General features: G+C 60.9%; 25 protein-coding genes. 14 read left to right on the top strand and 11 right to left on the bottom strand.

The annotated features are described in order from the left end of the window. Nucleotide 1: 1 nt before the first annotated feature. The 6 genes from NE852_RS15335 (at nt 2) to NE852_RS15310 (ending at nt 4,279) form a co-directional block, all read left to right on the top strand. Nucleotides 2-823: an ABC transporter permease gene (locus tag NE852_RS15335; protein ID WP_258155798.1), complete on the top strand. Its 822-nt coding sequence runs from the start codon at nt 2-4 to the stop codon at nt 821-823. Between the two features lies 1 nt (nt 824). Then, complete coding sequence (locus NE852_RS15330) at nt 825-1,568, top strand: aspartate/glutamate racemase family protein (protein WP_258155797.1); 744 nt, start codon at nt 825-827, stop codon at nt 1,566-1,568. A gap of 4 nt (nt 1,569-1,572) precedes the next feature. Then, on the top strand, nt 1,573-2,184 hold the full coding sequence (locus NE852_RS15325) for a flavin reductase family protein (RefSeq protein WP_008531020.1): 612 nt from the start codon (nt 1,573-1,575) through the stop codon (nt 2,182-2,184). A gap of 87 nt (nt 2,185-2,271) precedes the next feature. Continuing rightward, on the top strand, nt 2,272-2,766 hold the full coding sequence (locus tag NE852_RS15320; protein ID WP_008531021.1) for a heme-degrading domain-containing protein: 495 nt from the start codon (nt 2,272-2,274) through the stop codon (nt 2,764-2,766). 132 nt (nt 2,767-2,898) lie between these two features. Continuing rightward, nucleotides 2,899-3,522: a DUF2799 domain-containing protein gene (locus NE852_RS15315; RefSeq protein ID WP_008531025.1), complete on the top strand. Its 624-nt coding sequence runs from the start codon at nt 2,899-2,901 to the stop codon at nt 3,520-3,522. Between the two features lie 166 nt (nt 3,523-3,688). Continuing rightward, entirely contained in the window at nt 3,689-4,279 is a 591-nt protein-coding gene (locus tag NE852_RS15310) for a DUF2799 domain-containing protein (RefSeq protein WP_008531027.1), read from the top strand. A gap of 42 nt (nt 4,280-4,321) precedes the next feature. On the opposite strand, the gene NE852_RS15305 is transcribed toward NE852_RS15310, so the two are convergent. Then, nucleotides 4,322-5,581: an AGE family epimerase/isomerase gene (locus NE852_RS15305; RefSeq protein ID WP_008531029.1), complete on the bottom strand. Its 1,260-nt coding sequence runs from the start codon at nt 5,579-5,581 to the stop codon at nt 4,322-4,324. Nucleotides 5,582-5,854: 273 nt separating this feature from the next. Between NE852_RS15305 and metH the strand changes: the two genes are divergently transcribed. The 3 genes from metH to NE852_RS15290 all read left to right on the top strand — a co-directional run bounded on the left by metH (nt 5,855) and on the right by NE852_RS15290 (nt 10,442). After that, nucleotides 5,855-9,628, top strand: coding sequence for a methionine synthase (gene metH / locus NE852_RS15300; protein WP_258155796.1), 3,774 nt, complete (start codon nt 5,855-5,857; stop codon nt 9,626-9,628). A 182-nt stretch (nt 9,629-9,810) separates the two neighbouring features. After that, nucleotides 9,811-10,044, top strand: coding sequence for a type II toxin-antitoxin system Phd/YefM family antitoxin (locus tag NE852_RS15295; RefSeq protein WP_008531035.1), 234 nt, complete (start codon nt 9,811-9,813; stop codon nt 10,042-10,044). Next, nucleotides 10,041-10,442 carry a type II toxin-antitoxin system VapC family toxin gene (locus NE852_RS15290; RefSeq protein WP_008531037.1) on the top strand — a complete coding sequence of 134 codons (402 nt, stop codon included), beginning with the start codon at nt 10,041-10,043 and terminating at the stop codon, nt 10,440-10,442. Before NE852_RS15295 ends, NE852_RS15290 begins: the two co-directional genes overlap by 4 nt. A 3-nt stretch (nt 10,443-10,445) precedes the next feature. Here the strand turns inward: NE852_RS15290 and NE852_RS15285 are convergent, their stop codons facing one another. From NE852_RS15285 to NE852_RS15275, 3 genes are read right to left on the bottom strand one after another with little or no spacing between them, the layout of a single operon-like run. Then, complete coding sequence (locus tag NE852_RS15285; protein ID WP_258155795.1) at nt 10,446-11,210, bottom strand: GntR family transcriptional regulator; 765 nt, start codon at nt 11,208-11,210, stop codon at nt 10,446-10,448. Then, nucleotides 11,207-12,091: a BadF/BadG/BcrA/BcrD ATPase family protein gene (locus NE852_RS15280; protein WP_258155794.1), complete on the bottom strand. Its 885-nt coding sequence runs from the start codon at nt 12,089-12,091 to the stop codon at nt 11,207-11,209. The genes NE852_RS15285 and NE852_RS15280 overlap by 4 nt, the downstream gene beginning before the upstream one ends. 59 nt (nt 12,092-12,150) lie before the next feature. Beyond that, a complete protein-coding gene (locus tag NE852_RS15275) occupies nt 12,151-12,426 on the bottom strand; it encodes a hypothetical protein (RefSeq protein WP_258155793.1) in 276 nt (91 codons plus the stop codon). A gap of 196 nt (nt 12,427-12,622) precedes the next feature. Here NE852_RS15275 and NE852_RS15270 point away from each other — a divergent pair, with 196 nt between their 5' ends. The 5 genes from NE852_RS15270 to NE852_RS15250 all read left to right on the top strand — a co-directional run bounded on the left by NE852_RS15270 (nt 12,623) and on the right by NE852_RS15250 (nt 17,971). Continuing rightward, nucleotides 12,623-13,882 carry an ABC transporter substrate-binding protein gene (locus NE852_RS15270; protein WP_008531045.1) on the top strand — a complete coding sequence of 420 codons (1,260 nt, stop codon included), beginning with the start codon at nt 12,623-12,625 and terminating at the stop codon, nt 13,880-13,882. 222 nt (nt 13,883-14,104) lie between these two features. Next, nucleotides 14,105-15,052 carry a carbohydrate ABC transporter permease gene (locus tag NE852_RS15265; RefSeq protein ID WP_258155792.1) on the top strand — a complete coding sequence of 316 codons (948 nt, stop codon included), beginning with the start codon at nt 14,105-14,107 and terminating at the stop codon, nt 15,050-15,052. Between the two features lie 9 nt (nt 15,053-15,061). Continuing rightward, entirely contained in the window at nt 15,062-15,901 is an 840-nt protein-coding gene (locus tag NE852_RS15260; RefSeq protein ID WP_258155791.1) for a carbohydrate ABC transporter permease, read from the top strand. Continuing rightward, nucleotides 15,898-16,959: a Gfo/Idh/MocA family protein gene (locus NE852_RS15255; RefSeq protein WP_258155790.1), complete on the top strand. Its 1,062-nt coding sequence runs from the start codon at nt 15,898-15,900 to the stop codon at nt 16,957-16,959. Before NE852_RS15260 ends, NE852_RS15255 begins: the two co-directional genes overlap by 4 nt. A gap of 10 nt (nt 16,960-16,969) precedes the next feature. Continuing rightward, nucleotides 16,970-17,971, top strand: coding sequence for an ABC transporter ATP-binding protein (locus NE852_RS15250; protein WP_258155789.1), 1,002 nt, complete (start codon nt 16,970-16,972; stop codon nt 17,969-17,971). 58 nt (nt 17,972-18,029) lie between these two features. Here the strand turns inward: NE852_RS15250 and NE852_RS15245 are convergent. From NE852_RS15245 to NE852_RS15215, 7 genes are all read right to left on the bottom strand, one after another. Next, nucleotides 18,030-19,399, bottom strand: a protein-coding gene (locus NE852_RS15245) for an IS3 family transposase (RefSeq protein ID WP_128623698.1) whose coding sequence is annotated in 2 segments (ribosomal slippage) — nt 18,030-18,919 and nt 18,919-19,399 — 1,371 coding nt in all. Because the reading frame shifts where the segments join, the coding sequence is not laid out codon by codon here. An 87-nt stretch (nt 19,400-19,486) separates the two neighbouring features. Beyond that, nucleotides 19,487-19,792 (bottom strand): NIPSNAP family protein, encoded by a 306-nt coding sequence (locus NE852_RS15240; RefSeq protein WP_008531056.1) that lies wholly within the window; start codon nt 19,790-19,792, stop codon nt 19,487-19,489. Nucleotides 19,793-19,988: 196 nt separating this feature from the next. Further along, nucleotides 19,989-21,050 (bottom strand): ABC transporter ATP-binding protein, encoded by a 1,062-nt coding sequence (locus NE852_RS15235; RefSeq protein WP_008531057.1) that lies wholly within the window; start codon nt 21,048-21,050, stop codon nt 19,989-19,991. Nucleotides 21,051-21,062: 12 nt separating this feature from the next. Beyond that, nucleotides 21,063-21,851 (bottom strand): ABC transporter permease, encoded by a 789-nt coding sequence (locus NE852_RS15230; RefSeq protein WP_008531058.1) that lies wholly within the window; start codon nt 21,849-21,851, stop codon nt 21,063-21,065. Next, nucleotides 21,848-22,741 carry an ABC transporter permease subunit gene (locus tag NE852_RS15225; RefSeq protein WP_008531059.1) on the bottom strand — a complete coding sequence of 298 codons (894 nt, stop codon included), beginning with the start codon at nt 22,739-22,741 and terminating at the stop codon, nt 21,848-21,850. The genes NE852_RS15230 and NE852_RS15225 overlap by 4 nt, the downstream gene beginning before the upstream one ends. 71 nt (nt 22,742-22,812) lie before the next feature. Next, nucleotides 22,813-23,916, bottom strand: coding sequence for an ABC transporter substrate-binding protein (locus tag NE852_RS15220; RefSeq protein WP_008531060.1), 1,104 nt, complete (start codon nt 23,914-23,916; stop codon nt 22,813-22,815). 188 nt (nt 23,917-24,104) lie between these two features. Next, the gene (locus NE852_RS15215) at nt 24,105-24,977 is read right to left on the bottom strand and encodes a MurR/RpiR family transcriptional regulator (protein ID WP_008531061.1); all 873 of its coding nucleotides are present in this window, start codon (nt 24,975-24,977) and stop codon (nt 24,105-24,107) included. Nucleotides 24,978-25,098: the final 121 nt, after the last annotated feature.

Here is a 25,098-nt window from a genome sequence, read left to right as displayed (position 1 = left end):
GATGAACCACGAAAAACGCGGCCTCGGATTCTATCTGCTGGCGATCTTCTTCATCGTCTTCGTGCTGTTCCTCTACGGTCCGCTGTCGGCGATCCTTATCCTCTCCTTCCAGGGGCCGGACGGCGGCCTGACCTTCCCGATGAACGGCGTTTCCACGCATTGGTTCTTCAATCTGTTCGAGAAACAGGCGGTCGGCGATTTCGGCGCCTCGTTCCGTCGTTCCTTCTCGCTCGGGTTGATGGTGATGGTGGTGACCGTCGTCGTGTCGCTGCTTGCCGGCCTTGCCTTCCGCCGCCGTTTCCGTGGCTCTACGGTGCTGTTCTATGCCACCGTCGCAAGCCTCGTGGTGCCGTCGATCATCGTCTCGCTCGGCATCGGCGTCGTTTTCCAGGAGGGTGGGCTGAAGCCCGCCTGGTACTCCTCGGCCTTCGGCGCGCATCTGACCTGGACGCTGCCCTTCGGCGTGCTGATCATGTTTGCCGTCTTCAATCGCTTCTCGCCGGCCTATGAGGAGGCGGCGCGCGACCTCGGCGCCTCCTCCTGGCAGACCTTCCGCCATGTCGTGCTGCCGATGATCGCGCCGAGTCTGATCGGCGTCGGCCTGTTCGGCTTCACGCTCTCCTATGACGAGTTTGCCCGCACGTTGATGACGTCAGGCACCTACAACACGCTGCCGCTCGAGATCTACGGCATGACGACCAACGTCACGACGCCCGTGCTCTATGCCCTCGGCACGGTGACGACACTGTTTTCCTTCACCATTATTCTCATCGCGCTCGGCATCATGACCATGCTCAGCCGGAGACAGGCAAAGACAGGCTGAAATGCGCATCCTCATCATCAATCCGAATACCACGGCCTCCATGACCGAGAAGGCCGCGACCGCCGCGCGCGCGGTGGCTGCTTCAGGCACGGAGATTATCGCAGCCACCTCGCGCATGGGACCTGTCTCCATCGAAGGCCATTACGACGGGGCGCTGGCGATTCCCGGCCTCCTCTCCGAACTCAGGGAGCGGCAAAGCGAGGGCTACGACGCGGCTGTCATCGCCTGCTTCGACGATACGGGGCTCGAAGCGGCACGCAGTTTTGCCGATGTGCCGATCCTCGGGCTTTGCGAATCCGCGGTTGCGACGGCGGGTTTTCTCGCTCAGCGCTTCACTGTGGTGACGACGCTGGAGCGGTCGCGGGTGCTGATCGACAATCTGGTGCGCCGCTACGGCATGGGCGAGCGCGCCAAGGTGCGCGCCTCCGATATCCCCGTGCTGGAACTGGAGGATGCGGCTTCCGGCGCGATCGGCAAACTTCGCGCCGAGATCGAGCGGGCGCTTGCGGAAGACGGCGCCGAGGCGATCGTGCTCGGCTGCGCCGGCATGACGGATCTCGCCAGAGAATTGCAGGAGATCTACGGCGTGCCTGTCGTCGATGGTGTCGCGACTGCCGTCAAACAGGCCGAGGCGCTTGTGTCGCTCGGGCTTTCCACCAGCAAACGCGGCTCCTACGCAGCGCCGCTGCCGAAACCCTTCATCGGCGCGATGAGCGGTTTCTCGCCGGTTCCGAAGGCTGTCTGAACCGATGGCTATTTCCTTCGACTTCGAGCAGTTGACGGAGCGCGAACGCTACAAGCTGATGATCGGCACGATCATTCCGCGACCGATCGCGCTGGTGACGACGGTCGACGAGCACGGGCGGATCAACGCCGCACCTTTCAGCTTTTTCAACTGCCTTTCGGCTGATCCGCCTATCTTGGCGATCGGGGTCGAGAACCATCCCGACATGTCGTTCAAGGACACCGGCCACAATATCCGCATGACCGAGGTCTTCACGGTCAATATCGTCTCCTTCGCGATCGCCGAGGCGATGCATGTCTGCGGCGCCAAATATTCGCGCGGCGTCGACGAGCTGAAAGAGGCGGGGTTGACGGCGATGCCGGGCGAGAAGGTGGCCTCGCCCTACATCGCGGAGGCGCCGGCCGCCTTCGAATGCCGGCGGCATGTGACGCTGGAACTCGGCCGCTCCAGGCAGATCATCATGGGCGAGATCGTCTATGCGCATTATCGTGACGGCGTCGTCGATCCCGAAAGGCTGCATGTCGATCCGGCCGCCATCGACGCCATCGCAAGGCTCGGCGGCGATACCTGCGCCACCATCCGCGACCGCTTCGAGATGCTGACACCGAAGCTCTGAACGCGATAGCGTCAAGTTTTGCTTTACTTTTTTGCCTCCGGCGAGAATGGTCTGCAGGGGATCATCGCTGCAGAGGAGGGCTTACCAATGACCATCGAGGACGATCTCAGCCGGATCGCGGAGCAGGAGAAGGCGCTGAGCTTCGATGCTTTCGACCTGACGACGGCATGGCAGCTCGGCAAGCTCCTGCAGGAACTCGGCACCGAGCGCGGCCTCGGCATCGCGATCGACGTGACCCTGCATTCGATGCCGGTCTTCTATGCGGCGCTTCCGGGTGTCACGCCCGACAATGTCAACTGGGTCCGCCGCAAGCGTAATATGGTTCTGCGCTATTTTCGCAGCAGCTATGCTTCCGGCCTGAAACTGAAGAAGGACGGCAAGACGGTCGAGGACAACGGGCTTTCCGGCGACGACTATGCGCCGCATGGCGGCAGTTTCCCGATCAATGTCAGGGGCACGGGCTGCGTTGGCGCGGTGACCGTCTCCGGCTTGCCGCAGCGAGACGACCACAACCTCGTGGTGGAAGCGCTGGCGTTGATGCTGGCGAAGGATCTGGACACGTTGCGGCTCGCCCCGCTTTGATGCGGCTATCCCTGCCGTAATTTCGACAGAAAAAAGCCATCAAAAATGCAAAATCGCGTCGCCGCTCCGGTGACGCGGGCTTGTCCTGCGGCTAAGGTGCGGCATCGCCCTCCTTAACCTTTCCGGGACATCATGATCCGCCTGTTCCTCGCGCTTGCCGCCGCCATCGGTTTCGGCCTCTTCCTTGCCTCCTGCAACACGCTTTCCAAGGAGGAGTGCGTCGCCGCCGACTGGCGGGTGATCGGCGAGAGCGACGGCGCTGCCGGCTACGAGCCGCAGCAGCGCTTCGCCGCGCACGCGAAATCCTGCGAGCGGGTGAAGATCGTGCCCGATCAGACGATCTGGTTCCAGGGCTATCAGGCCGGCCTCGTGCGTTACTGCACGCCGCTCAGCGGACTGGCGCGCGGCCAGTCGGGTGGCGGCTACGCCAATGTCTGCCCGCCGGACACCGCTCAGGGCTTTCTGCGCGGCTTCAACCTTGGAGCCAAGCAGCACGGGCTCCAGGAACGCCTCACCTCGATGCAGAACGACTACAGCTCAAAGGAGGCAAGCATCGACGAGCTTTCCGACAAGCTGAAGGATGCGAAGGACGAGGAGAGATCCGAACTGCGCCGGCGGGTCGAAGACCTGGAAGACGACATGCACGATATTCGCCGCGACCAGCGCGACGTGCAGGACGATCTCGACCGCGTCAACGAGGATGTCGAGTGGTTCCAGCGGAACCCGAACGTCGCGTTGCCCGCGCCGGGGTATTGAGCCCGGCGTCGAAGCTTGCCGACGGTTGTCGAGGACACTTTTCGGGTCGTGACTTCGCACCCAAAATAAAGCTGCCCAAATGGAAGATCGCACGAACGCGCGTAGTGACAGACGGATACGCAACTGGTAATTATGTTCCTGTTTTGTTCTGTTGGGCGGGTTCGTTATGTTGCGTTTATTCTCTATCATTGCCGCCATCGGCATTAGTCTGTTCCTTACCTCTTGCTACACGATCTCGAAAAAGGACTGCCTTGCCGGCGACTGGAAAGGTATCGGTTTCACTGATGGGTTCAACGGCTATCAGCCGCAAGAGCGGTTTGAAGGGCACATTAAGTCCTGCAAACGAGTAAAGGTCGTGCCGAACCTCAGCCTTTGGAATCAGGGCTACAAGAAAGGTCTGTTGCGTTATTGCACAGCGTGGAGCGGGCTTTGGGAAGGACAGCATGGACACAGCTATAACGGTCTGTGCCCGCCTAAGACGGAGGCTCAGTTCCTGCGTGGTCACGAGGTCGGCTATCGCCAGTATTCGCTTAGATTGAAACTGTGGTGGCTCGAAGACGACTACAAACGCAAAGAAGAGGAGCTTGAAGAATTAAAGGAAAAAATGAAGAAAGATCCTGCGGAAGACAGTTCACTTTTGAATTACTGGAAGGTTCAAGATCTCGAAAAGGAACTCAGCGACATACGTGACGATCAGGATCGCGTGCGAAACGACCTCAATGAAGCAAATCGAGAAGCGCGCCAGTTCGAGAGGTAGCTGTAAACGCAAAATCGGCACAGGGCTGCTGAGGCTTTCGCCTCAGAGCCTGCCGCCGGCTTCGAGTATCCCCTTCGTCAGGCTGCCCGTCGCCGGGAAGAGTGGGATCAGGCAGGCCTGCAGGGCGTGGTAGATATCGCCCTTGCCGGGGAAGAGCGAGTGGGAGGGAACGAGATCCTCCGTCAGTTCCTCGTGCCAGCCGCCGTTCTTGTGGTCGATGAAGGCGCGCTCGATAACGTTCCAGATCTTGCGGTAGCATTCCTCGTGATAGTCGCTCGGCAGGTGTTCGTTGAGGAAGTGCGCGGCAGCGGCGCCTTCGCAGGCCGGCCACCAGAGCTTGTTGCGCTTGGCGGGCTTGTCCGCCCAGTCGAGCGTGTAATAGAAGCCGCCCTTGTCGTTGTCCCAGCCGAGCGCCATGGATTGCTCGAAAAGGGCTTTCGCTGCATCCGGCATCCATGCGATGCGTTTGCCGCCGAGCGCCCAGAGCTGCAGGATGAGGCGAGCCCATTCCAGCCAATGGCCGGGTGTCGTGCCGGCCGGGCGGAACATTTCGTTCGGATGATAGTAATCCTTATCGAGGTTCCATTCGGCATCGAAATGTTCGGCGACGCGCCAGTCGACCGAACCGGCCGAGCGGCGAATGACGAGATCGGCGATGCTTTCGGCCTTTGCCAGGTATTGCCTGTCGCCGGAGACTTCGAAGGCTGCCATCAGCGCTTCGGTCAGGTGCATATTGGAATTCTGGCCGCGATAGGCGCCGCCGTCGAGCGGCTGCCAGTCGGCGGTGAATTCCTCGGCGATCGCCCCGTTTTGCGGCTCCCAGAACTTCGTGTTCAGGATCTCCGTGATATCGGCGAGCATGCCGTCAGCCAGCGGATGGCCGATCGTCTTGGCGGATGAGGCGGCCAAGAGAACGAAGGCATGGCCATAGCCCTGCTTGTTGGAATCGACGGGACCGGCATTGTTGAGCGACCAGAAATAGCCGCCGTTTTTACGGTCGCGGTGATGGTTCCAGAGATAGTCCATGCCGTGGTCGACGACGTCGGAGGCGCCGGGACGGCCGAGTAGGGCGCCGATCGAGAAACAATGTACCGCGCGCGCCGCGATATGGATGCTGCGAACCTGGCCCTCGGCGTCAAGCGGCCAGCCGGTATCGTCGAGATCGTAAAAGCCGCCCTTGGGATTGATCGACTTGTGCTGGAAGAAATCGAAGAGGCCGTTTGCCTGGGCGAGCAGCCAGCCGCGATGATAGGCGCGGCCCGTCCAGTTTCCGAGTGCGGCGTTGCCGGTTGCGGGTGCCATGATACTCCTCCGATTTCGTGCGCACTATGTCGCAAACGCGTATATAGAGGTCGCGCGAGTCTGTCATCCGGTTAGCGCATCGGCGCGAAAATCAGGAACCGATTTTCTGAAGGCACAATACGAGGATTGAAAGCGTAGAGCGTCCTTTGCGTGTCCGAAAATACATCCGGCGTTACGGGCTTGAAAACTACGAAATCGACAGGCATATATTGACATAAAGATATCTTTATGTGATTTGGACTGTCTGGTCTTACGACGTCAAGGAGCCCTCCCGTGTTCGACAATCTCTTTGGTCCCGAAGGGGGCAAGCGCGACGGCAGTGAAGTTTTCGCAGCTTTGAAAAAAGCCGCGAGCGAGCGCATCCTTGTTCTCGACGGCGCCATGGGCACGCAGATCCAGGGGCTGGGCTACGATGAAGACCAGTTTCGCGGTACGCGCTTCATCGGCTGCGCCTGCCACCAGAAGGGCAACAACGACCTTCTGATCCTCAGTCAGCCGGATGCGATCGAAGAGATCCATTATAAATACGCCAAGGCTGGCGCCGATATTCTCGAGACCAACACCTTCTCCTCGACCCGCATCGCGCAGGCCGATTACCGGATGGAAGGCGAGGTCTATGCGCTGAACAAGGAAGGTGCCGAGATCGTGCGCCGCGCGGCTGTCCGCGCCGAGCGCGAGGACGGCCGCCGCCGCTTCGTCGCCGGCGCCATCGGGCCGACCAACCGCACCGCCTCGATTTCGCCCGACGTCAACAATCCGGGTTTCCGCGCAGTCACTTTCGACGATCTGCGTGACGCCTATGGCGAACAGATCGACGGTCTCATCGACGGCGGCGCCGATATCATCCTCATCGAGACGATCTTCGACACGCTGAACGCCAAGGCAGCGATCTTCGCCTGCGAGGAGCGCTTCGAAGCCAAGGGCGTACGCCTGCCGGTGATGATCTCCGGCACGATCACCGACCTTTCCGGCCGCACGCTCTCCGGCCAGACCCCATCGGCCTTCTGGAACTCGGTGCGCCACGCTAATCCCTTCACGATCGGCCTCAACTGCGCCCTCGGGGCTAACGCGATGCGCCCGCATCTGCAGGAGCTTTCAGGCGTCGCCGACACCTTCATCTGCGCCTATCCGAATGCCGGCCTGCCGAACGAGTTCGGCCAGTATGACGAAACGCCGGAGCTGATGGCCGCCCAGATCGACAGCTTCGCGCGCGAGGGCCTGGTCAATATCGTCGGCGGCTGCTGCGGCTCGACGCCCGAACATATAAGGGCGATCGCCGAGACCGTCGCGAAATACAAGCCGCGTCCGATTCCGGAGCATCGCCCCTTCATGTCGCTGTCTGGCCTCGAACCCTTCGAGCTGACCAAGGACATTCCCTTCGTCAACGTCGGCGAGCGCACCAACGTCACCGGCTCGGCGAAGTTCCGCAAGCTGATCACCAATGCCGATTACACCACGGCGCTCGATGTCGCCCGCGACCAGGTCGAGAACGGTGCGCAGGTGATCGACATCAACATGGACGAGGGCCTGATCGATTCCGAAAAGGCGATGGTCGAGTTCCTCAACCTGATCGCCGCCGAGCCTGATATCGCCCGCGTGCCCGTGATGATCGACTCGTCGAAATTCTCGATCATCGAATCCGGCCTGAAGCGGGTGCAGGGCAAGCCGATCGTCAATTCGATCTCGCTGAAGGAAGGCGAGGAGAATTTCCTCGCCCAGGCGCGGCTGCTGCACAATTACGGCGCTGCTGTCGTCGTCATGGCTTTCGACGAGACGGGGCAGGCCGACAATTACAACCGCAAGGTCGAGATCTGCACGCGCGCCTATAAGCTGTTGACGGAAAAGATCGGCTTCCCGCCCGAGGACATCATCTTCGACCCGAACATCTTCGCGGTCGCGACCGGCATCGAAGAGCACAATAATTACGGCGTCGACTTCATCGAGGCGACGCGGACGATCCGTCAGCGCATGCCGCTCGTGCATATTTCCGGCGGCGTCTCGAACCTGTCCTTCTCGTTCCGCGGCAATGAGCCTGTGCGCGAAGCGATGCACGCAGTGTTCCTCTACCACGCCATTCAGGCGGGCATGGACATGGGCATCGTCAATGCCGGCCAGCTCGCCGTCTACGACAACATCGACCCTGAGTTGCGCGAGGCCTGCGAAGATGTGGTGCTCAACCGTCGCCCCGACAGCACCGAACGTCTGCTCGAAGTGGCTGAGCGTTTCCGTGGTGCGGGTGCCCGGGAAGGCCGTGTCCAGGATCTCTCCTGGCGTGAATGGAGCGTCGAGAAGCGTCTCGAACATGCGCTCGTCAACGGCATCACTGAATATATCGAAGCCGATACGGAGGAGGCGCGCCAGCAGGCCGCCCGGCCGCTGCACGTCATCGAAGGGCCGCTGATGGCCGGCATGAACGTCGTCGGAGATCTTTTCGGCTCGGGTAAGATGTTCCTGCCGCAGGTCGTGAAATCTGCCCGCGTCATGAAGCAGGCCGTTGCCGTGCTTCTTCCCTACATGGAAGAGGAAAAGCGCCTCAACGGCGGCGAGGAACGGCAATCGGCCGGCAAGATCCTGATGGCGACGGTCAAGGGTGACGTGCACGATATCGGCAAGAACATCGTCGGCGTCGTGCTCGCCTGCAACAATTACGAGATCGTCGACCTCGGCGTCATGGTGCCGGCGACGAAGATCCTGGAAACGGCGATCGCCGAAAAGGTTGATATCATCGGCCTTTCCGGGCTGATCACGCCATCGCTCGACGAGATGGTGCACGTCGCGGCCGAGATGGAGCGGCAAGGCTTTGAAATCCCGCTACTGATCGGTGGTGCCACGACCAGCCGCGTGCATACGGCCGTGAAGATCCATCCGGGCTACAACAAGGGCCAGGCGGTCTATGTGACCGATGCGAGCCGCGCCGTCGGCGTCGTCTCGGCACTGCTCTCGCCGGAAACGCGGCAGGGCTATGTCGATGATGTAAGAGCCGAGTATGCCAAGGTGGCGGCCGCCCATGCCCGCAGCGAAGCGGAGAAGGTGCGCCTGCCGCTGGCCCGCGCTCGCGAGAATGCGCACAAGACCGACTGGCCAGCCTACCAGCCGACCAAGCCGCAATTCTTCGGCACGCGGGTGTTCGAGGATTACGATCTGGCGGAGCTTGCCAGATACATCGACTGGACGCCCTTCTTCCAGACCTGGGAATTGCGCGGCCGTTTCCCCGCAATTCTCGAAGACGAGAAGCAGGGCGAGGCGGCGCGTGCGCTCTGGGCCGATGCGCAGGCGATGCTCAAAAAGATCATCGACGAGAAGTGGTTCCGTCCGCGCGCCGTCATCGGCTTCTGGCCGGCCGGTGCCGTCGGTGACGATATCCGCCTCTTTACCGACGAGAGCCGGAAACAGGAGCTTGCCACCTTCTATACGTTGCGCCAGCAGCTCTCGAAGCGGGACGGTCGGGCGAACGTGGCGCTTTCGGACTTCGTCGCACCTGTTGCAAGCGGTGTGCAGGATTATGTCGGCGGGTTCGTGGTGACATCAGGCATCGAGGAAATCGCCATCGCCGAGCGCTTCGAACGGTCGAACGACGACTATTCCTCGATCCTCGTCAAGGCGCTGGCCGACCGCTTCGCCGAAGCTTTTGCCGAGCGCATGCACGAGCAGGTGCGTCGCGAACATTGGGGCTATGCCAAGGACGAGACGCTTAGCAACGAGGAGCTCATCACCGAAGCCTATGCCGGCATCCGGCCGGCGCCGGGTTATCCCGCCCAGCCGGACCACACCGAGAAGGCAACGCTCTTCAAGCTGCTCGATGCGGAAAAGGCGGCCGGCGTCAAACTCACGGAGAGCTACGCGATGTGGCCCGGCTCGTCCGTATCCGGCCTCTATATCGGCCACCCCGACTCCTATTATTTCGGCGTCGCCAAGGTGGAGCGAGACCAAGTGGAGGACTATGCCAAGCGCAAGGGCATGGAGATTTCCGAGGTCGAGCGGTGGCTTGGGCCGGTGCTGAACTATGTGCCGCGTAAGGCCGACGAGGAGATTGAGGACGCGGCGTAGAGACGCGCCCGCCCGTTCTTAATGCAAAGAATCAAGAGACGATGAAGCCGGGAAGTGATTCACTTTCCGGCTTTATGATTTTGATATGGTTCAATAATCGTCCGTGTTCCGGCTTTTCGAATTCGATAGCGGAATTCATGGCGAGATGGTATGGTTAGCCAAGTTAGCTAATGAGGGCAGCTATGCAGGTTACCATTCATGCCGCAAAGACCAACCTGTCGAAATTGATCGACGCCGCCCTTTCCGGTGAGGAAGTGGTGATCGCCAAGGGGCGCAAGCCTGTCGTGAAGATCATTCCGATTGTGCAATCTTCCTTCAAGATCGGCCTGCTCAAGGGGCAGGTTGCTGGAAATGGGCCTGACTTTTTCGAGCCCATGGATGAGGGCGACCTTGCGGCATGGGAAGGGATCGAGTGAATTCACTTCTGCTCGACACCCATGCCTGGGCATGGTCGCTGACCGGCGATAAGCGGCTCTCGGGCAAGGCGGTTGCTCTGATCGAAAAGGCGGAGAATATTCTCGTCAGCCCTATATCCCTGTTTGAAATCGGACAGAAAGTGCGTCTCGGCAAATGGCCGGAGATGGAGCCTTTCATCGGCCGATTGTCGGAACTGCTGCAAGATCAGGGCGGGGTTGCCGCGGCACTAACACCGGAAATCTGTCTGAGCGCGGCGATGATGGATTGGGCGCATCGCGATCCGTTCGATCGGTTTCTTGCCGCTACCGCCATGCAGAATGGGATACCGATCATTTCCGCCGATGCGATCTTCGATGAACTCGCCGGAAATCAGCACTGGATTGCTCGCTTCTGGTAGGGCTCACGTCGCCCCGATCGTCAGCTCCGCAACAAAATCATAAGCATCGCCGCGATAGAGCGAGCGGGTGAATTCCACGGCGCGGCCGGAGCCGAGATAGGAGATGCGCTCGATCGACAGGCCGGCCGCACCCACGGACACGCCGAGAAGCTGCGCGTCGGCTTCCTTCATATTGGTTGCCGAGATGCGCTGAACGGCCCGTACCGGGCGGACCTGGCGGCGTTCGAGTTCGGCATAGAGCGAATTGGTGACGGCCGAGGGGTCCGGCAGGAATTCGCCGGAGACGCTGGCATTTTCGATCGCCAGCGGCTGGTCGTCGGCGATGCGCAGGCGGGAGAGACGCGAAACCTTCACGTCGGCGGCGAGGCCGAGGATCATCATCTCGTCGGGCGAGGGGGTGTGGATGCCCTTATGCAGCCATTCGGAGCGTGAGGACATGCCGCGCCGCGCCATGTCCTCGGTGAAGGAGGTGAGCTGCGACAGGCGCTGCTCGACCTTGGAGACCGGCTTGGCGACGAAGGTGCCCGAGCCGTGGCGGCGCACCAGCAGGCCGTCGGCGACGAGTTCATCGATCGCCTTGCGCACGGTGACGCGGCTGACGGCGGCAAATTCGGCGATGTCGCGCTCCGGCGGCAGCGCATCGCCATGGCCGAGCGTGCCGGTCCGCACGGCTTCTTCGAGCGTGCGGCGCAGTTTGACATAGAGCGGGCCGGTGCCGGCCGCCTGCAGTCGCTCCAGGGACAGGATGGTGGCGAGGTCGTCGCTCATGCTGCACCTCTCTGCTGATCGTTCAGGAGCTTGATCGCAAGTTCCACCGCGCCGTGCAAGGCATCATTCTTCGGTTTGGCAAGCAGCGCCCTGTAACAATCGGAAAGCCACGGCTCATAGGCCTGGGCGAGGCCGCCGAGGAGGCAGATCGACGGGCATTCGGGCCAGAGGAGCGCGTCGAGGCTCTCGCCGATCGCTGTTGTGGCATCCCTGACGATGCCCGCGGCGACGGCATCGCCTTCGCCGGCATGCTTGAAAACCATCGGCGCGTAGCGGGCGAAATCATTCGGCCGCGCCGAATGCGCGAATTCGGCGATGCGCTCGGGATCGTTGCCATATTCAGCCATGACCGCTTCGGTGATCGGCGATCCCAAACGCACCCCGTCATAAGCGAGCAGCGCGCGTTCCATGAGGTCGCGGCCAAGACGGGCGCCGCTCGCCTGATCGCCGACGACGAAGCCCCATCCGCCGATGCCCTTCAGCCGGCCATCCCTGCGCGCATTATAGACCGAACCGGTGCCGAAAGCGCCGACGATCCCGTCGGCATCACCAAGCGCCCCCTGCAGGGAAATGAGCGCATCGGTGACGACGCGGCCTGCGGCAAAGGGCAGGGCTCTTTCGATTCGCCGTCCGTAATCCGTGACATTGGCGCCGGCGACGCCCACGACCGACACAGCGGAAGAAACGGCATCAGCCTCGAGCCCGGCATCGCGCAGCGCCTCGCGAGCGGATTCGACGATGTTGAGAAGAGAGTTTTCGAGATCCGACAGGATGTTGGCGGGGCCCGCCTTGCCGCGGCCGATGACCTTGCCGTTCCTGTCCGCCACCGCGGCCCGGCAGCTCGTTCCGCCGCCGTCTATGCCGATTGCAAGCTCCGTCATCGCGCCTCCGAAATGCGCCGTTGCCACATGGTTTTATTACAATACCAAAAAAATACCATTTACCAAGTGGGAATGGCGATGAAAATCCACCTTTTTATTCCATTGATTTCATTAGATAAAATTTTTAAATGAATTTTTGGCGGCGAAAAAGTTAAATTCGGCTGGACAATTGGTATTTTTTTGGCCTTAATTCGATCAAAGGGAACAGCGTTCCGAAGCCCAAGAAAACCGGCAGCAAAGCCAAGCCGGAACCGCTTCGAGGATGATTGCAAGAACACCCGCAGGCCCGCGTGGCCAGTGGTTGAGTTCAGGCATCCATCGGCTTTCCCAGTCATTTCGCCACGCCCGGTGCAGGCCACCGGGAAGGCGCGCAGTCCGGCCGCAGGCGATTCCGCCTTTGCGTCCGTCGAGCTTTCGGGGCCGGCAGTCGCTGGCGGCCCTCAAGGGGCGTTGGGTGTTTCCTCAAGCACACCAACCGCTTGTTTCAGATCGAAAACGGCGCCTTCCGGCGCCTGAAAACAGGAGAGGGAAATGAAAAACACTGCTCTGAAAAGCTTCCTGCTTGCCACAAGCCTGCTGACATCGGCAGGTCTCGTCCATGCCGCCGACGTCACGCTGACTGTGGAAAGCTGGCGTAACGACGACCTGCAGATCTGGCAGGAAAAGATCATCCCGGCTTTCGAAGCCAAGAACCCGGGCATCAAGATCGTCTTCTCGCCGACCGCGCCGACCGAATACAATGCTTCGCTGAACGCCAAGCTCGATGCCGGCTCCGCTGGCGATATCATCACCTGCCGTCCGTTCGACGCCTCGCTCGAACTCTTCAACAAGAAGCAGCTCGTCGATATCACCGGCCTGCCAGGCATGGAGAATTTCTCGCCGGTCGCCAAGGCCGCCTGGTCGACCGACGACGGTAAGTCGACCTTCTGCGTGCCGATGGCTTCGGTCATCCACGGCTTCATTTACAACAAGGATGCCTTCGACAAGCTCGGCATCTCCATTCCGAAGACGGAAGACGAGTTCTTCGCCGCTCTTGACAAGATCAAGGCTGACGGCACCTACATCCCGCTCGCCATGGGCACGAAGGACCTCTGGGAAGCCGCTACCATGGGCTACCAGAACATCGGCCCGAATTACTGGAAGGGTGAGGAAGGCCGCGAAGCGCTGATCGCAGGCAAGCAGAAGCTGACCGATGCCGACTGGGTCAAGCCCTATGAGGAGCTTGCCAAGTGGAAGCCCTATCTCGGCGAGGGTTTCGAAGCCCAGACCTATTCGGACAGCCAGAACCTCTTCACGCTCGGCCGCGCCGCCATTTATCCGGCCGGTTCCTGGGAAATCGCGCTCTTCAACACCCAGGCGCAGTTCAAGATGGGCGCATTCCCGCCGCCGGTTCCGAAGGCTGGCGATACGGGCTACATCTCCGACCATCCGGATATCGGCGTCGCCCTGAATGCCAAGAGCAAGCATGCCGAGGAAGCCAAGAAGTTCCTGAGCTGGGTCGCTTCGCCCGAGTTCGCCGACATCTACGCGAACTCTCTGCCCGGCTTCTTCAGCCTGAACTCCAACCCGGTCAAGATGTCCGATCCGCTTGCCCAGGAATTCGTCTCCTGGCGCGGCCCGTACAAGTCGACCGTGCGCTCGACCTACCAGATCCTGTCGCGCGGCACGCCGAACCTCGAAAACGAGACCTGGGTCGAATCGGCCAACGTGATCAACGGCACGGATACGCCGAAGGTTGCTGCCGAGAAGCTGCAGAAGGGCCTCGACAGCTGGTACAAGCCGGCCAAGTGATGTGATCGGGGGTGGCGTTTGCTGCCCCTCATCCGGCCTGCCGGCCACCTTCTCCCCGCTCGCGGGGAGAAGGAGACTCGCAAGCGACCTCCCCAGCCCGACATGGCATCCAGACAGGGCATGTTCCCCCCTATCCGCCGCGCGGAGAGAGGGTGGGGTGAGGCGCAACGTTTTCCACCTGTGCTGCGCCTTGCAGCCAGTCGACAAGAACAGGCAAAAGCCATGAGCGAAACCCACAACGCGGCCGAAATCGTCCCGATCAAGCGCCCGGTGCGCTGGCACATCTTCGTCTTCATGCTGCCCGCGGTGATCGTTTATTCCGCCGTCATGGTGCTGCCGCTCATCGAGACGCTCAGGCTGTCGCTTTACAATACGGTCGACGGGCAATCAGCCTTTGTCGGACTTGCGAATTTCAAGGTTCTATTCGGCGATCCGCGCTGGGCGCATGATTTCTGGAACGCGCTCGTCAACAACCTGATCTTCTTCGCCATCCACATGTGCGTGCAGAACCCGATCGGCGTGGCACTTGCCGCCCTGCTGTCGGTGCCGAAGCTGAGGGGGGTGGCCTTCTACCGCACGGCGATGTTCCTGCCCACACTGCTTTCCTTCGTCATCGTCGGTTTCATCTGGAAGCTGATCCTTTCGCCGATTTGGGGTGTCGCTCCCTGGATGCTCGATCTCATCGGCCTGAAATTCCTGTTCGCACCCTGGCTCGGCAAGCCCGGCTCGGCGCTGGTCGCCGTCTCGCTGATCTCCAACTGGCAATATATCGGCATTCCGATGATGCTGATCTATGCAGCGCTTCTCAGCATCCCCGAAGAGGTGATCGAGGCGGCCGAATGCGACGGCGTCACCGGCTGGGCGCAGTTCTGGAAGATCAAGCTGCCGCTCATCCTGCCGGCGATCGGCATCATCTCTATCCTCACCTTCGTCGGCAATTTCAACGCCTTCGACCTGATCTACACCGTGCAGGGGGCGCTCGCCGGGCCCGATATGTCGACCGACATTCTCGGCACGCTGCTCTACCGCACCTTCTTCGGTTTCCAGCTGCAGTTGGGCGACCGTTCGATGGGTGCCACGATCGCGACCGTGATGTTCCTCATCATCCTCGCCGGCGTCTCGCTTTATCTCTTCGTCATCCAGCGGCGCATGCGTCGCTACCAGTTCTGAGGAGCGCGCATGTCCAAGGCACGCACATCTCCCATCCGCACCGGCCTCGTGCACCTGGCGCTCGGCGCCTATACGCTGGTCGCGCTGTTTCCGGTGTTCCTGACCATCGTCAACTCGTTCAAGGATCGTGCCTCGATCTTCCGCGAACCGCTGATGATCCCGACGCCATCGACTTTCAGCCTCGTCGGCTACCAGACGGTGCTCGGGCAGGGCGATTTCGCCACCTATTTCCAGAACAGCTTTGTCGTGACGATTGTCTCGATCCTGCTGGTGCTGCTCTTCGGCGCCATGGCGGCCTTTGCGCTGTCGGAATACCGCTTTCGCGGTAACTTGCTGCTCGGGCTCTATATGGCGATCGGCATCATGATCCCGATCCGCCTCGGCACGGTGGCAATCCTGCAGGGTATGGTGGCGGCCGGCCTCGTCAACACGCTGACGGCGCTGATCCTCGTCTACACCGCGCAGGGCATACCGCTGGCGATCTTCATCCTGTCGGAATTCATGCGTACGGTTTCGGACGACCTCAAGAATGCCGGGCGCATCGACGGGCTTTCCGAATATGCGATCTTCTTCCGCCTGGTGCTGCCGCTGGTGCGCCCGGCAATGGCGACGGTCGCCGTCTTCACCATGATCCCGATCTGGAACGACCTCTGGTTCCCGCTGATCCTTGCACCTTCGGAAACCACCAAGACGGTCACGCTCGGCTCGCAGATATTCATCGGCCAGTTCGTTACCAACTGGAATGCGGTGCTGGCGGCGCTGTCGCTCGCCATCCTGCCGATCCTCATCCTCTACGTCATCTTCTCGCGGCAGTTGATCCGCGGCATCACGTCGGGAGCCGTCAAATGAGCCAGGATAAACCGATCCGTGTCCTCGTTGCCGGCCTCGGCAATATGGGCCGCAGCCACGCGCTCGCCTATCACAACAATCCGGGCTTCGAGATCGTCGGTCTCGTGAACCGCTCGACGCCGGCGCTGGAGCCTGAACTGCAGGGCTATACGGTTCACCCCGACTTCGCGACGGCGCTTGCCGAGCTGAAGCCGGACCTCTGCTCGATCAACACCTATTCCGACAGCCATGCCGATTATGCCGTCGCTGCCTTCGAGGCCGGCTGTCATGTTTTCGTGGAGAAGCCGCTGGCGACCACTGTTGCCGACGCCGAACGGGTCGTGGCGGCAGCTGAGAAGGCGGGTCGCAAGCTGGCGATCGGCTATATCCTTCGCCATCACCCGTCCTGGATGAAGCTGATCGAGGAGGCGCGCAAGCTCGGCCCGCCTTACGTCTTCCGCATGAACCTCAACCAGCAGTCCAGCGGCCCGACCTGGGCGACGCACAAGTCGCTGATGCGCACGACTTCGCCGATCGTCGATTGCGGTGTGCATTATGTCGACGTCATGTGCCAGATCACCGATGCGAAGGCCGTCGAGGTCCGCGGCATGGGGCTCAGGATGTCGGAGGAGATCGCCGACGACATGTATAATTACGGTCACCTGCAGGTGCTGTTCGAGGACGGCTCGGTCGGCTGGTACGAGGCCGGTTGGGGGCCGATGATTTCGGAGACCGCCTTCTTCGTCAAGGACGTGATGTCGCCGAAGGGCGCGGTATCGATCGTCATGGACCCGAACGCCAAGTCGGACGATATCGACACCCACACCAAGACATCGGTGATCCGTCTGCACACGGCCGAGACCGGCCCGGACGGCAAGTTCATCCGGCCCGACCAGGACATGAGGATGACGGGCGAGCCCGGTCATCAGGCGCTCTGCGACCTGGAACAGGCCTTCATGCTGAGGGCGATCCGCGAGGATCTGAACCTCGATCGCCATATGGCGGATGCGGTGGCGTCGCTGCGCATCTGCCTTGCCGCCGACGAGAGCGTGCGTACCGGCCAGCCGGTCAGATTATAAGGAATAACCAGTGGGATCGCTTCAACTCAAATCCATCCGCAAGACCTATGGCACGCATGAGGTGCTGAAAGGCATCGACCTCGAAGTCAAGGACGGCGAATTCGTCATCTTCGTCGGGCCGTCGGGCTGCGGGAAATCGACGCTGCTGCGCAGCATTGCGGGCCTGGAGGATATCACCTCGGGCGCCGTCGTCATCAATGGCCGCGACGAAACGCTGACGCCGCCGGCCAAACGCGGCATCGCCATGGTGTTCCAGTCCTATGCGCTCTATCCGCACCTGACGGTGAAGGACAATATGGGGCTTGGCCTTAAGCAGGCCGGCACGCCCAAGGACGAGATCGACAAGCGCGTCAGCAAGGCGTCCGGCATGCTCTCACTCGCACCCTATCTGGCGCGGCGGCCGGCCGAACTATCCGGCGGCCAGCGCCAGCGCGTCGCGATCGGCCGCGCCATCGTGCGCGAACCGGAACTTTTCCTGTTCGACGAGCCGTTGTCGAACCTCGATGCGGCGCTGCGCGTCCAGACTCGCCTGGAAATCGCCCGGCTGCACCGCAGTCTGAAGGCGACGATGATCTACGTCACCCACGACCAGGTCGAGGCGATGACCCTTGCCGACAAGATCGTGGTGCTGAATGCCGGCACGATCGAGCAGATCGGCTCGCCGATGGAACTCTACAGCCGCCCGGCCAATGTTTTCGTCGCAGGCTTTATCGGTTCGCCGCAGATGAATTTCATCCCCGGCGAGAAGGTCGGTGATCACAGCGCCAAGACGATCGGGGTGCGCCCCGAACACATGACGCTGTCGCGCGAGCAGGGGAGCTGGGCTGCGAAGGTCGTGCATGTCGAGCATCTCGGCGCCGACACGATCATCTATCTGGAATCCGACCAGTGCGGCCTGCTGACGGCGCGCCTCTTCGGCGAGCACCAGTATGAGCCCGACGAAATCGTCTATGCGACGCCGGACCAGGCGCGCGTGCATCGCTTCGATGCCGACGACCGGGCGATCCGCTGAGCGGATGACGGAACGAATAGCCCCGCCAGCGTGAACTGACCCCATAAAGTTGGACGGTTCATAGGCTGGGATGATTTGAGGGCTGGGTCCTGTATTTCACAGGGCTCAGCCCTTTGAGTTTCATCCTGATGCGATCGTTGTTGTAGTAGCGGATGTATTCGTCGATTCCGTCTCGCAGATTGTCGATGCTGTCGAACTGATTGGGATGGAAGAACTCGGACTTGAGCGTGGCAAAGAAGCTCTCCATGGCGGCATTGTCGAGGCAATTGCCCTTGCGTGACATGCTTTGGGCGACATTGCCTTGTTGGAGCATACGGCTCCACTCTGGCATCTGATATTGCCATCCCTGATCGGAATGCAGGATCGGCCTGTCATCGTCATCGAGCTTGGTCAATGCCTTGTTGAGCATGTCCCTGACCAGCTTGAAGATCGGCCGCCTCGCCATCTCATACGCGATGATCTCGCCATTGTGGAGGTCCATGACCGGCGACAGGAAGAGCTTCTCGCCGGCGACATTGAACTCGGTGACATCGGTTGCCCACTTCTCGTTCATGCGCCTGGCAGCGAACTGTCGTTGGATGAGATCTGGCGCGACGTGCCCGGCCTGGCCCCTGTAAGAGCGGTACTTCTTCGGCCGAACCAGGGACTTCAGCCTCATCTCGACCATCAGCCGCTGGACAGTCTTGTGGTTGACCGCCTCTCCGCGGCCACGGATCGCCGCCGTCACCCGACGATAGCCGTAGCGTCCCTTGTGTTCATCGAAGATCGATCGGATCGTCACCTTCAGGGCCGCATGTCGGTCGCCGGAGGAGAGCACCTTCTGCCTATAATAGAACGTGCTGCGCGCCAGGCCCGAAAGCGCCAGCAGCCCGTCGAGCGGATGCTGCGGCCTTAACGCCTGGACGGCTTGCGTCCGTTCGGCGCGTGACGCGCCTGCGTTAAGGCCTCCAGTTTTTTTAGGTAGGCGTTCTCCATGCGCAGATAGGCCAGTTCCGCCAGCAATTCCTCGCGGCTCTTGGCAGCGTCATCCTGCGCTCCATCCGTGCTGGTGTCCGTGGTAGGGGGCTCGGGCATCGATCGCGGTTTGCCTCTCCGGCGCGGGACAAGGGCCTCAAGCCCACCGCGCTCATATTGCCTCTCCCAGACTGAGAGGCTACCGGCGTTGCGAATGTCGAAAAGCGCGGCCGCCTGTCGACGGGACAGACCATCTTTCCACATACGTTCGAGGACCGATAGTCTGAACTGCGCATCATAGTGACTATGTTTACGTGCCAAGCCCGCCAAGCCATGCTCCGCGTGGCTGGCGACCCACCGCCGCACCATCGAATAATCAAGCCCGAAGCGCAGACCTACCTCCCGGTAGCTACGCTCACCACAACCGTAATACTCAATGACTTCTTGCTTGAATGCGCTGCTGTATTTGGACATGCAAAACCCCCGAAGTTGGGTGTCCAACTTTCGGGGGTCTGTTCAAGCGTGCGGGGCTTTTTGCTTCCAGCCGGCGCGCGGGCTCGATCAGCCGAGCACAGGCCGCATGAAACTGCGTTCATAGCTGACGATACTTCGGTTGCGTTTGTCGAGTTCGAAAGCAGCCTTACATTCGGGATCGCTTGCCATGCGCGTGCGATAATCCTCGTAGGCAGCAAGGCTCGGGAAGGAAAACAATGCCACGGCAATGTTGTTGGCGCCTTCAGAGGGCAGAAAATAACCGTGATGGGTGCCGCCCATCCTGTTGACGATCGGAATCCAGAGCCGGGCATATTCCTCGAATTCGGCAAGCTTGTATGGATCGATCACATAGCGCAGGTGGCAGGTAATCATTGAAATATCCCATCGCGTAAAATACCGGGCCGCCGGCTGCCCGGCTCATTTGGTTTATTCAACTTCTGCCACGGAGCTGGGAGAGTTCAAGCGCTTTGTCGTGATGGCTGCATCACCTTTTCTGACAGTTCGGGCGGCCTGAAATGAAAAAAGGCGCCGCGTCGGCGGCGCCTTTCGCACGAGTTGCGTTGCCGGATCAGTCGCGGATGATCAGCAGGTCGGCTGCCATGAAGCGCAGCGTCACGGTTTCGCCGGCCTGCGGTGGCGTGGTGCCGGGGCTGTTGAACATGTCGAAGGAGATGACGTTGCCGCCGACATTCATGCGGGTGCGGATGACCGAGCCTAAGAAGTGAGCCGAGACGACCTGGCCGGTCAGCGCGGTATCGCTTCTGGCGCTGTCGGAGAGCGAGCCGGCTTCCGGGCGCAGCGCCAGCGAGATGGTTTCGCCGGCCTTGTTGGCGGCGACCGACTGCTTCAGCGTGATTTTCTGATCGCCGATCTGGATGAGGTTGGCGTCGGGATCGACGACCTTGGCCTCGATCAAGTTCAGCGTGCCGACGAAGGAGGCGACGAAGCGGGTTGCCGGCGTGTTGTAGATCTCGAAGGGCGAACCGATCTGGTCGGCCTTGCCGGCATTCATGACGACGATGCGGTCGGAGATCGACAGCGCCTCTTCCTGGTCGTGGGTGACGAAAACAGTGGTGATGCCGAGCTGCTGCTGGATCGCACGGATTTCCTCGCGCAGCGACACGCGGATCTTGGCGTCAAGCGCCGAAAGCGGTTCGTCGAGCAGCAGCACCTGCGGCTTGACGGCAAGCGCGCGGGCAAGTGCTACACGCTGCTGCTGGCCGCCCGACATCTGGTAGGGGAAGCGGTCGGCCAGGTGATCGAGCTTGATCAGGCCGAGCATTTCCTTGACACGGGCATTGATATCGGGCTTCGGCGCGCCGGCGACCTTGAGGCCGAAGGCGACGTTGTCATGCACCGTCATGTTCGGGAACAGGGCGTAGGCCTGGAAAACCATGCCGATATTGCGCTGGTTCGGTTTCAGCGAAGCCTGGTCCTTGCCGTTGATGGTCAGCGTGCCGCCGGTCGGCGTTTCGAAGCCGGCGATCATGCGCAGAACGGTCGTCTTGCCGCAGCCCGACGGCCCGAGGAAGGAGACGAATTCGCCCTTCTCGATGTTCATGTTGAAGTTCTTGACGACCTGAACCGGGCCGAAGGATTTCTGAATGTTGGTCAGTGTGAGAAAAGACATGAGCCAGTTACCTTAAGCCTTTGCCGGGCGGGCTTTGCCGAAGCGGGAAACGAGATTGAGCAGGCCCATGCTGAGCCAGGTGATCGAGAAGGCGATGACGGCGAGCGCCGAAGGCTCATAGGCCTTGTTGGCGCCGACGAGCTGCAGGTACGGACCGAAGGCCGGGCGGTTGAGCAGCGCGGCGAAGGTGAATTCGCCCATGACGATCGCGAGCGTGATGAAGGCGCCCGAGAGCACGCCGCTCATGACGTTCGGGAAAATGCACTTGAACATGATGGTCGTCCAGCGCGCGCCGAGGCTTTCGGCCGCTTCCGTCAGCGTGCGGACGTCGATGGCGCGCATCGCGGTATCGACGGCGCGGTACATGTAGGGCAGCGACAGCGTGATATAGGAGAAGACCAGCAACACGTTGGTGCCCATCGACGAACTCGTCATGGGCAGATAGGACGACGAGTTGTACATCCTGAGATAACCGAAGACGATGACGATCGCCGGAATGACGAGCGGCAGCAGCGTGATGAACTCGACGACCGGACGCATCTGCGGCAGGCGCAGGCGCACCCAGTAAGCCGTCGGCACGACGAGCAGCATGCCGAAGATGATGGTGAGCAATGCCATCAGCATCGAATAGCCGAAGGTCTCGTGGAATTGCGAATCCGAAAAGACCGACTGATAGGCATCGAAGCTGTACTCGCCGCGGCGCATGCGCAGCGAAAACTCGACGGTGCCGATGAGCGGAATGACGAAATAGGATGCACCCAGAATGATGGCGATCCAGGCTCCAAGACGTTGAGCTTTCATTTCTGCCACCGTTCGGCGCGCATGCGCAGCATGAGGTAAAGGATGTTGGAGACGCCTGTTATGACGATCATGCCGAGCGCGATGGCGTAACCCAGATTGGCATTGTGCAGGACGTCGCCGCGGATCTGAGCGTAGAGCAGGATCGGCACGATATTCAACGAGCTGCCGGTCAGCGCGAAGGCGGTGGCGATGGCGCCGAAGGCGTTTGCGAAGAGCAACAGCGTCGTGCCGAGCAGGCTCGGCCAGAGGATGGGCATTGCGACCATCGTCCAGTATTGGCGGTTGGTTGCGCCGAGAATCTGCGAAGCTTCGCGCCATTCCTTCTTCATGCCGTCAAGCGCCGGCGTCAGGATCAGCACCATCAGCGGGATCTGGAAATACATGTAAGTGATGGTGAGGCCGAAGAAGGACAGCAGGTTGAAGCCGGTGCTGTAAAGATTGAAATCAAAATATTCACGCAGCAGGACCGTCACGAGGCCGGTGCGGCCGAGCGTTGCGAGGAAGGCGAAGGCGAGCGGCACGCCGGCGAAATTCGAGGCGACGCCGGAGAAGGTCAGAAGCGTCGAGCGCACGGAGGCGGGCAGGCCGCCGAGCACGACGGCCCAGGCGAGGAAGAAGCCAATCAGCGCGCCGCCGAGAGCCGACGCCACCGAGACGCGGATACTGATCCAATAGGCGCTGATAATCGATGGAGTGAAGAGATCGCCGATATTCTTCAGCGTGAAATTGCCCTCAGGCGTCAGGAACGCGCCGGCCACAAGATAAAGCGTGGGGATAATCAGGAACAGCAGGGAAAAAATAAGGAAGGGTGCAATGCCCAGCCAGTCGATCACGCGGTCTTTGTTGATCAAGGGGGCGCTGCTTACCATTGGCGTTGAAACGGTACTCATGGAAAGCTCATCCTGGGGCGTCGGAGTGAGAAAACCTCCCCGCCTTTTGGGCGGGGAGGCAGGATTGGAGATTACTTGACGGCGGCGCCGACGACGGAATCCCAGTTCTTGGTGATGGCTTCCTTGCCGGCAGCCTGTTCTTCGAGCGTCGGGAAGACAGCCTTTTCATAGGCTGCTGCCGGCGGCAGCTTGTCGAGCAGGTCCTTCGGGATCTTGTTGTTCTTGGCAAGATCGTTGAAGCGGATCGGGTGGCAATAGCCCTTCAGCCAGCCGAGCTGACCTTCGTCGGAATAGAGGTATTCCATCCAGAGCTTCGCAGCGTTCGGGTGCGGAGCGAAGGCGGAGATAGCCTGGACGTAGACGCCGGCAACGACGCCGGTCTTCGGAACGACGACCTCAAACGGAGGGTTGCCCTTCAGGCTTTGACCCCAGGAGAGGGCATTGTAGTCCCAAGCGACGATGATCGGCGTGGAGCCCTGTGCGAACGGAGCAGCCTTGCCGACGACCGGTACGAAGTTGCCGGCCTTGTTCAGTTCGGCGAAGAACTTCAGGCCTTCCGCGCCTGCCTTGGCTGCGTCACCGCCGGAGGCGGAAAGACCAGAGGCATAAACGCCCTGGACGGCCTGGTTGGCGGTGCGCGGATCGCCTGCGAGCGCGACGCTGTTTGCGTAATCGCTCTTCTTCAGGTCGGACCAGTCGGCCGGCGATGTCTTGACGAGGTCCTTGTTCACGAGGAACGAGAGAACGCCGTAGTAGTCGCCGTACCAGAAGCCATCGGCATCCTTGGCGGTGTCCGGGATCGAATCCCAGGTCGATACCTTGTAAGGCTGGATCAGGCCGTCCTTCTTGGCGGACGGGCCGAAGGAGAGGCCAACGTCGATGACGTCGGGAGCCTGCGGGCCGGTGTTGCCCTTGTTGGCCTTGATGGCTTCGACTTCGTCGCCCGAACCGGCATCCGGGTTCAGCTCGTTGACTTCGAGACCATACTTGGCCTTGAAGCCGGCAATGACGTCGCCATAGCCGCACCAGTCGTGCGGAAGAGCGATCGTCGTCAGGGTGCCTTCCTTCTTGGCGGCAGCGATAAGTTCAGCGCTCGGCTCAGCAGCGGCAATCGCGGTCGAAGCCACGATCATCGCAGTAGAAAGTGAAAGCAGTCGAGAAATGTTAGAGATCACTGTTGTTCTCCTTCGGGTTTCAGTGTCTGGCGATGCTGTTAATGAGCTTGCATGAAGCTTGTGTGACAGTTGGATGACGTTAATTTTGCCATGAATAGCAAGCGTTTGCGACGGATGGTTTATTTGCGACAATGCCACCCGTTTTCGCGAGAAGCCGTCATTGTTTTTTCTTTGTTTTAGCCGCCCTCCTAACCCGGTTTGCGGAAAAGCTTGGTCTGCTCGAACAGGCCTTCCAGCGTCTTCATGCGCTCCTTCGTCTCGTCCCAGGTCGAATTCTGAACAGCCTCGATCAGCGCTTCGACAATGAAGAGGGTGACGACGGAAGAATCCCAGGCGGACGGCGCCTCGATGCGGACGCGGAAAGCATGCTTGGCGAGCTTGGCGGCCGGCGAGCCCCACTGGTCGGTGAACACCACGATTTCGGCGCCGCGCTTGCGGGCGGCGGTGGCAAGGCTCACCATCTCCTGCTCGTAGCGGCGGATGTCGAAGATGATCAGGATGTCGCCGGCGTTCATGTTGAGGACATATTGCGGCCAGCTGCTGGAATTCGACGACAGCAGCGCCGTTGCCGGCCGGATCACCTGCATATGGGTGAAGAAATACTCGGCAAGCGCGCCGGTGATGCGGCCGCCGGCGAAATACAGGCCGCGCTTGCGGTCCGACAGCAGCGCCGCGACGTTGTCGAAGGTCGCGGTGTCGAGATCGGTCAGCGTCTGGCGCAGATTGCCCATGATGGCGTCGGCGAAACGGTTGAGGATATGGGTGCCCGGCGCGTTCTGCGCCCAGCGGTCGTGCTTGGCGATCGGGTTGGAGATGGTCGCCTCGACTTCCTGATGCAGATGCGCCTGGAAATCGGGATAGCCCTTGAAGCCGAGCTTCTGCACCATGCGCACGACGGTCGGCGTCGAGACGCCGGCATTCTCCGCAATGGTGGTGATGCTGCCGAGGCCGGAAACGGGATAATTGTCGAGAAGGCTTTCGGCCAATTGCTTCTCGGCGCGAGTCAGCACCCCAAGATGCGAATGGATGACGTCTGAAACCGTCTTCGACGCGGTGGTCACTTGATTATGCTCCCCGGGGGTGGTCTGGCGCCACTTCCCCAACCAAAGTTAACAACGCTGTCATAATCCATGTCAACAGCTGTCATGAAAAGAAATTTTCAGCGGACGCTTGACACTGGTC

Origin of the sequence: Rhizobium sp. Pop5 (genome assembly GCF_024721175.1) — a bacterium.
Taxonomy (GTDB): domain Bacteria; phylum Pseudomonadota; class Alphaproteobacteria; order Rhizobiales; family Rhizobiaceae; genus Rhizobium.
This window is presented reverse-complemented; position numbering and strand designations above follow the sequence as displayed.

What these genes read in the sequence shown, in the direction of transcription:
- NE852_RS15315 (WP_008531025.1), top strand. Translation starts at nt 2,899, where the DNA reads ATGATCCGCCTGTTCCTCGCGCTTGCCGCCGCCATCGGTTTCGGCCTC.
- NE852_RS15235 (WP_008531057.1), bottom strand. Translation starts at nt 21,050, where the DNA reads ATGTCTTTTCTCACACTGACCAACATTCAGAAATCCTTCGGCCCGGTT.
- NE852_RS15230 (WP_008531058.1), bottom strand. Translation starts at nt 21,851, where the DNA reads ATGAAAGCTCAACGTCTTGGAGCCTGGATCGCCATCATTCTGGGTGCA.
- NE852_RS15325 (WP_008531020.1), top strand. Translation starts at nt 1,573, where the DNA reads ATGGCTATTTCCTTCGACTTCGAGCAGTTGACGGAGCGCGAACGCTAC.
- NE852_RS15330 (WP_258155797.1), top strand. Translation starts at nt 825, where the DNA reads ATGCGCATCCTCATCATCAATCCGAATACCACGGCCTCCATGACCGAG.
- NE852_RS15305 (WP_008531029.1), bottom strand. Translation starts at nt 5,581, where the DNA reads ATGGCACCCGCAACCGGCAACGCCGCACTCGGAAACTGGACGGGCCGC.
- NE852_RS15260 (WP_258155791.1), top strand. Translation starts at nt 15,062, where the DNA reads ATGTCCAAGGCACGCACATCTCCCATCCGCACCGGCCTCGTGCACCTG.
- NE852_RS15255 (WP_258155790.1), top strand. Translation starts at nt 15,898, where the DNA reads ATGAGCCAGGATAAACCGATCCGTGTCCTCGTTGCCGGCCTCGGCAAT.
- NE852_RS15280 (WP_258155794.1), bottom strand. Translation starts at nt 12,091, where the DNA reads ATGACGGAGCTTGCAATCGGCATAGACGGCGGCGGAACGAGCTGCCGG.
- NE852_RS15225 (WP_008531059.1), bottom strand. Translation starts at nt 22,741, where the DNA reads ATGAGTACCGTTTCAACGCCAATGGTAAGCAGCGCCCCCTTGATCAAC.
- NE852_RS15335 (WP_258155798.1), top strand. Translation starts at nt 2, where the DNA reads ATGAACCACGAAAAACGCGGCCTCGGATTCTATCTGCTGGCGATCTTC.
- NE852_RS15265 (WP_258155792.1), top strand. Translation starts at nt 14,105, where the DNA reads ATGAGCGAAACCCACAACGCGGCCGAAATCGTCCCGATCAAGCGCCCG.
- NE852_RS15270 (WP_008531045.1), top strand. Translation starts at nt 12,623, where the DNA reads ATGAAAAACACTGCTCTGAAAAGCTTCCTGCTTGCCACAAGCCTGCTG.
- NE852_RS15320 (WP_008531021.1), top strand. Translation starts at nt 2,272, where the DNA reads ATGACCATCGAGGACGATCTCAGCCGGATCGCGGAGCAGGAGAAGGCG.
- NE852_RS15295 (WP_008531035.1), top strand. Translation starts at nt 9,811, where the DNA reads ATGCAGGTTACCATTCATGCCGCAAAGACCAACCTGTCGAAATTGATC.
- NE852_RS15275 (WP_258155793.1), bottom strand. Translation starts at nt 12,426, where the DNA reads ATGACTGGGAAAGCCGATGGATGCCTGAACTCAACCACTGGCCACGCG.
- NE852_RS15240 (WP_008531056.1), bottom strand. Translation starts at nt 19,792, where the DNA reads ATGATTACCTGCCACCTGCGCTATGTGATCGATCCATACAAGCTTGCC.
- NE852_RS15285 (WP_258155795.1), bottom strand. Translation starts at nt 11,210, where the DNA reads ATGAGCGACGACCTCGCCACCATCCTGTCCCTGGAGCGACTGCAGGCG.
- NE852_RS15310 (WP_008531027.1), top strand. Translation starts at nt 3,689, where the DNA reads ATGTTGCGTTTATTCTCTATCATTGCCGCCATCGGCATTAGTCTGTTC.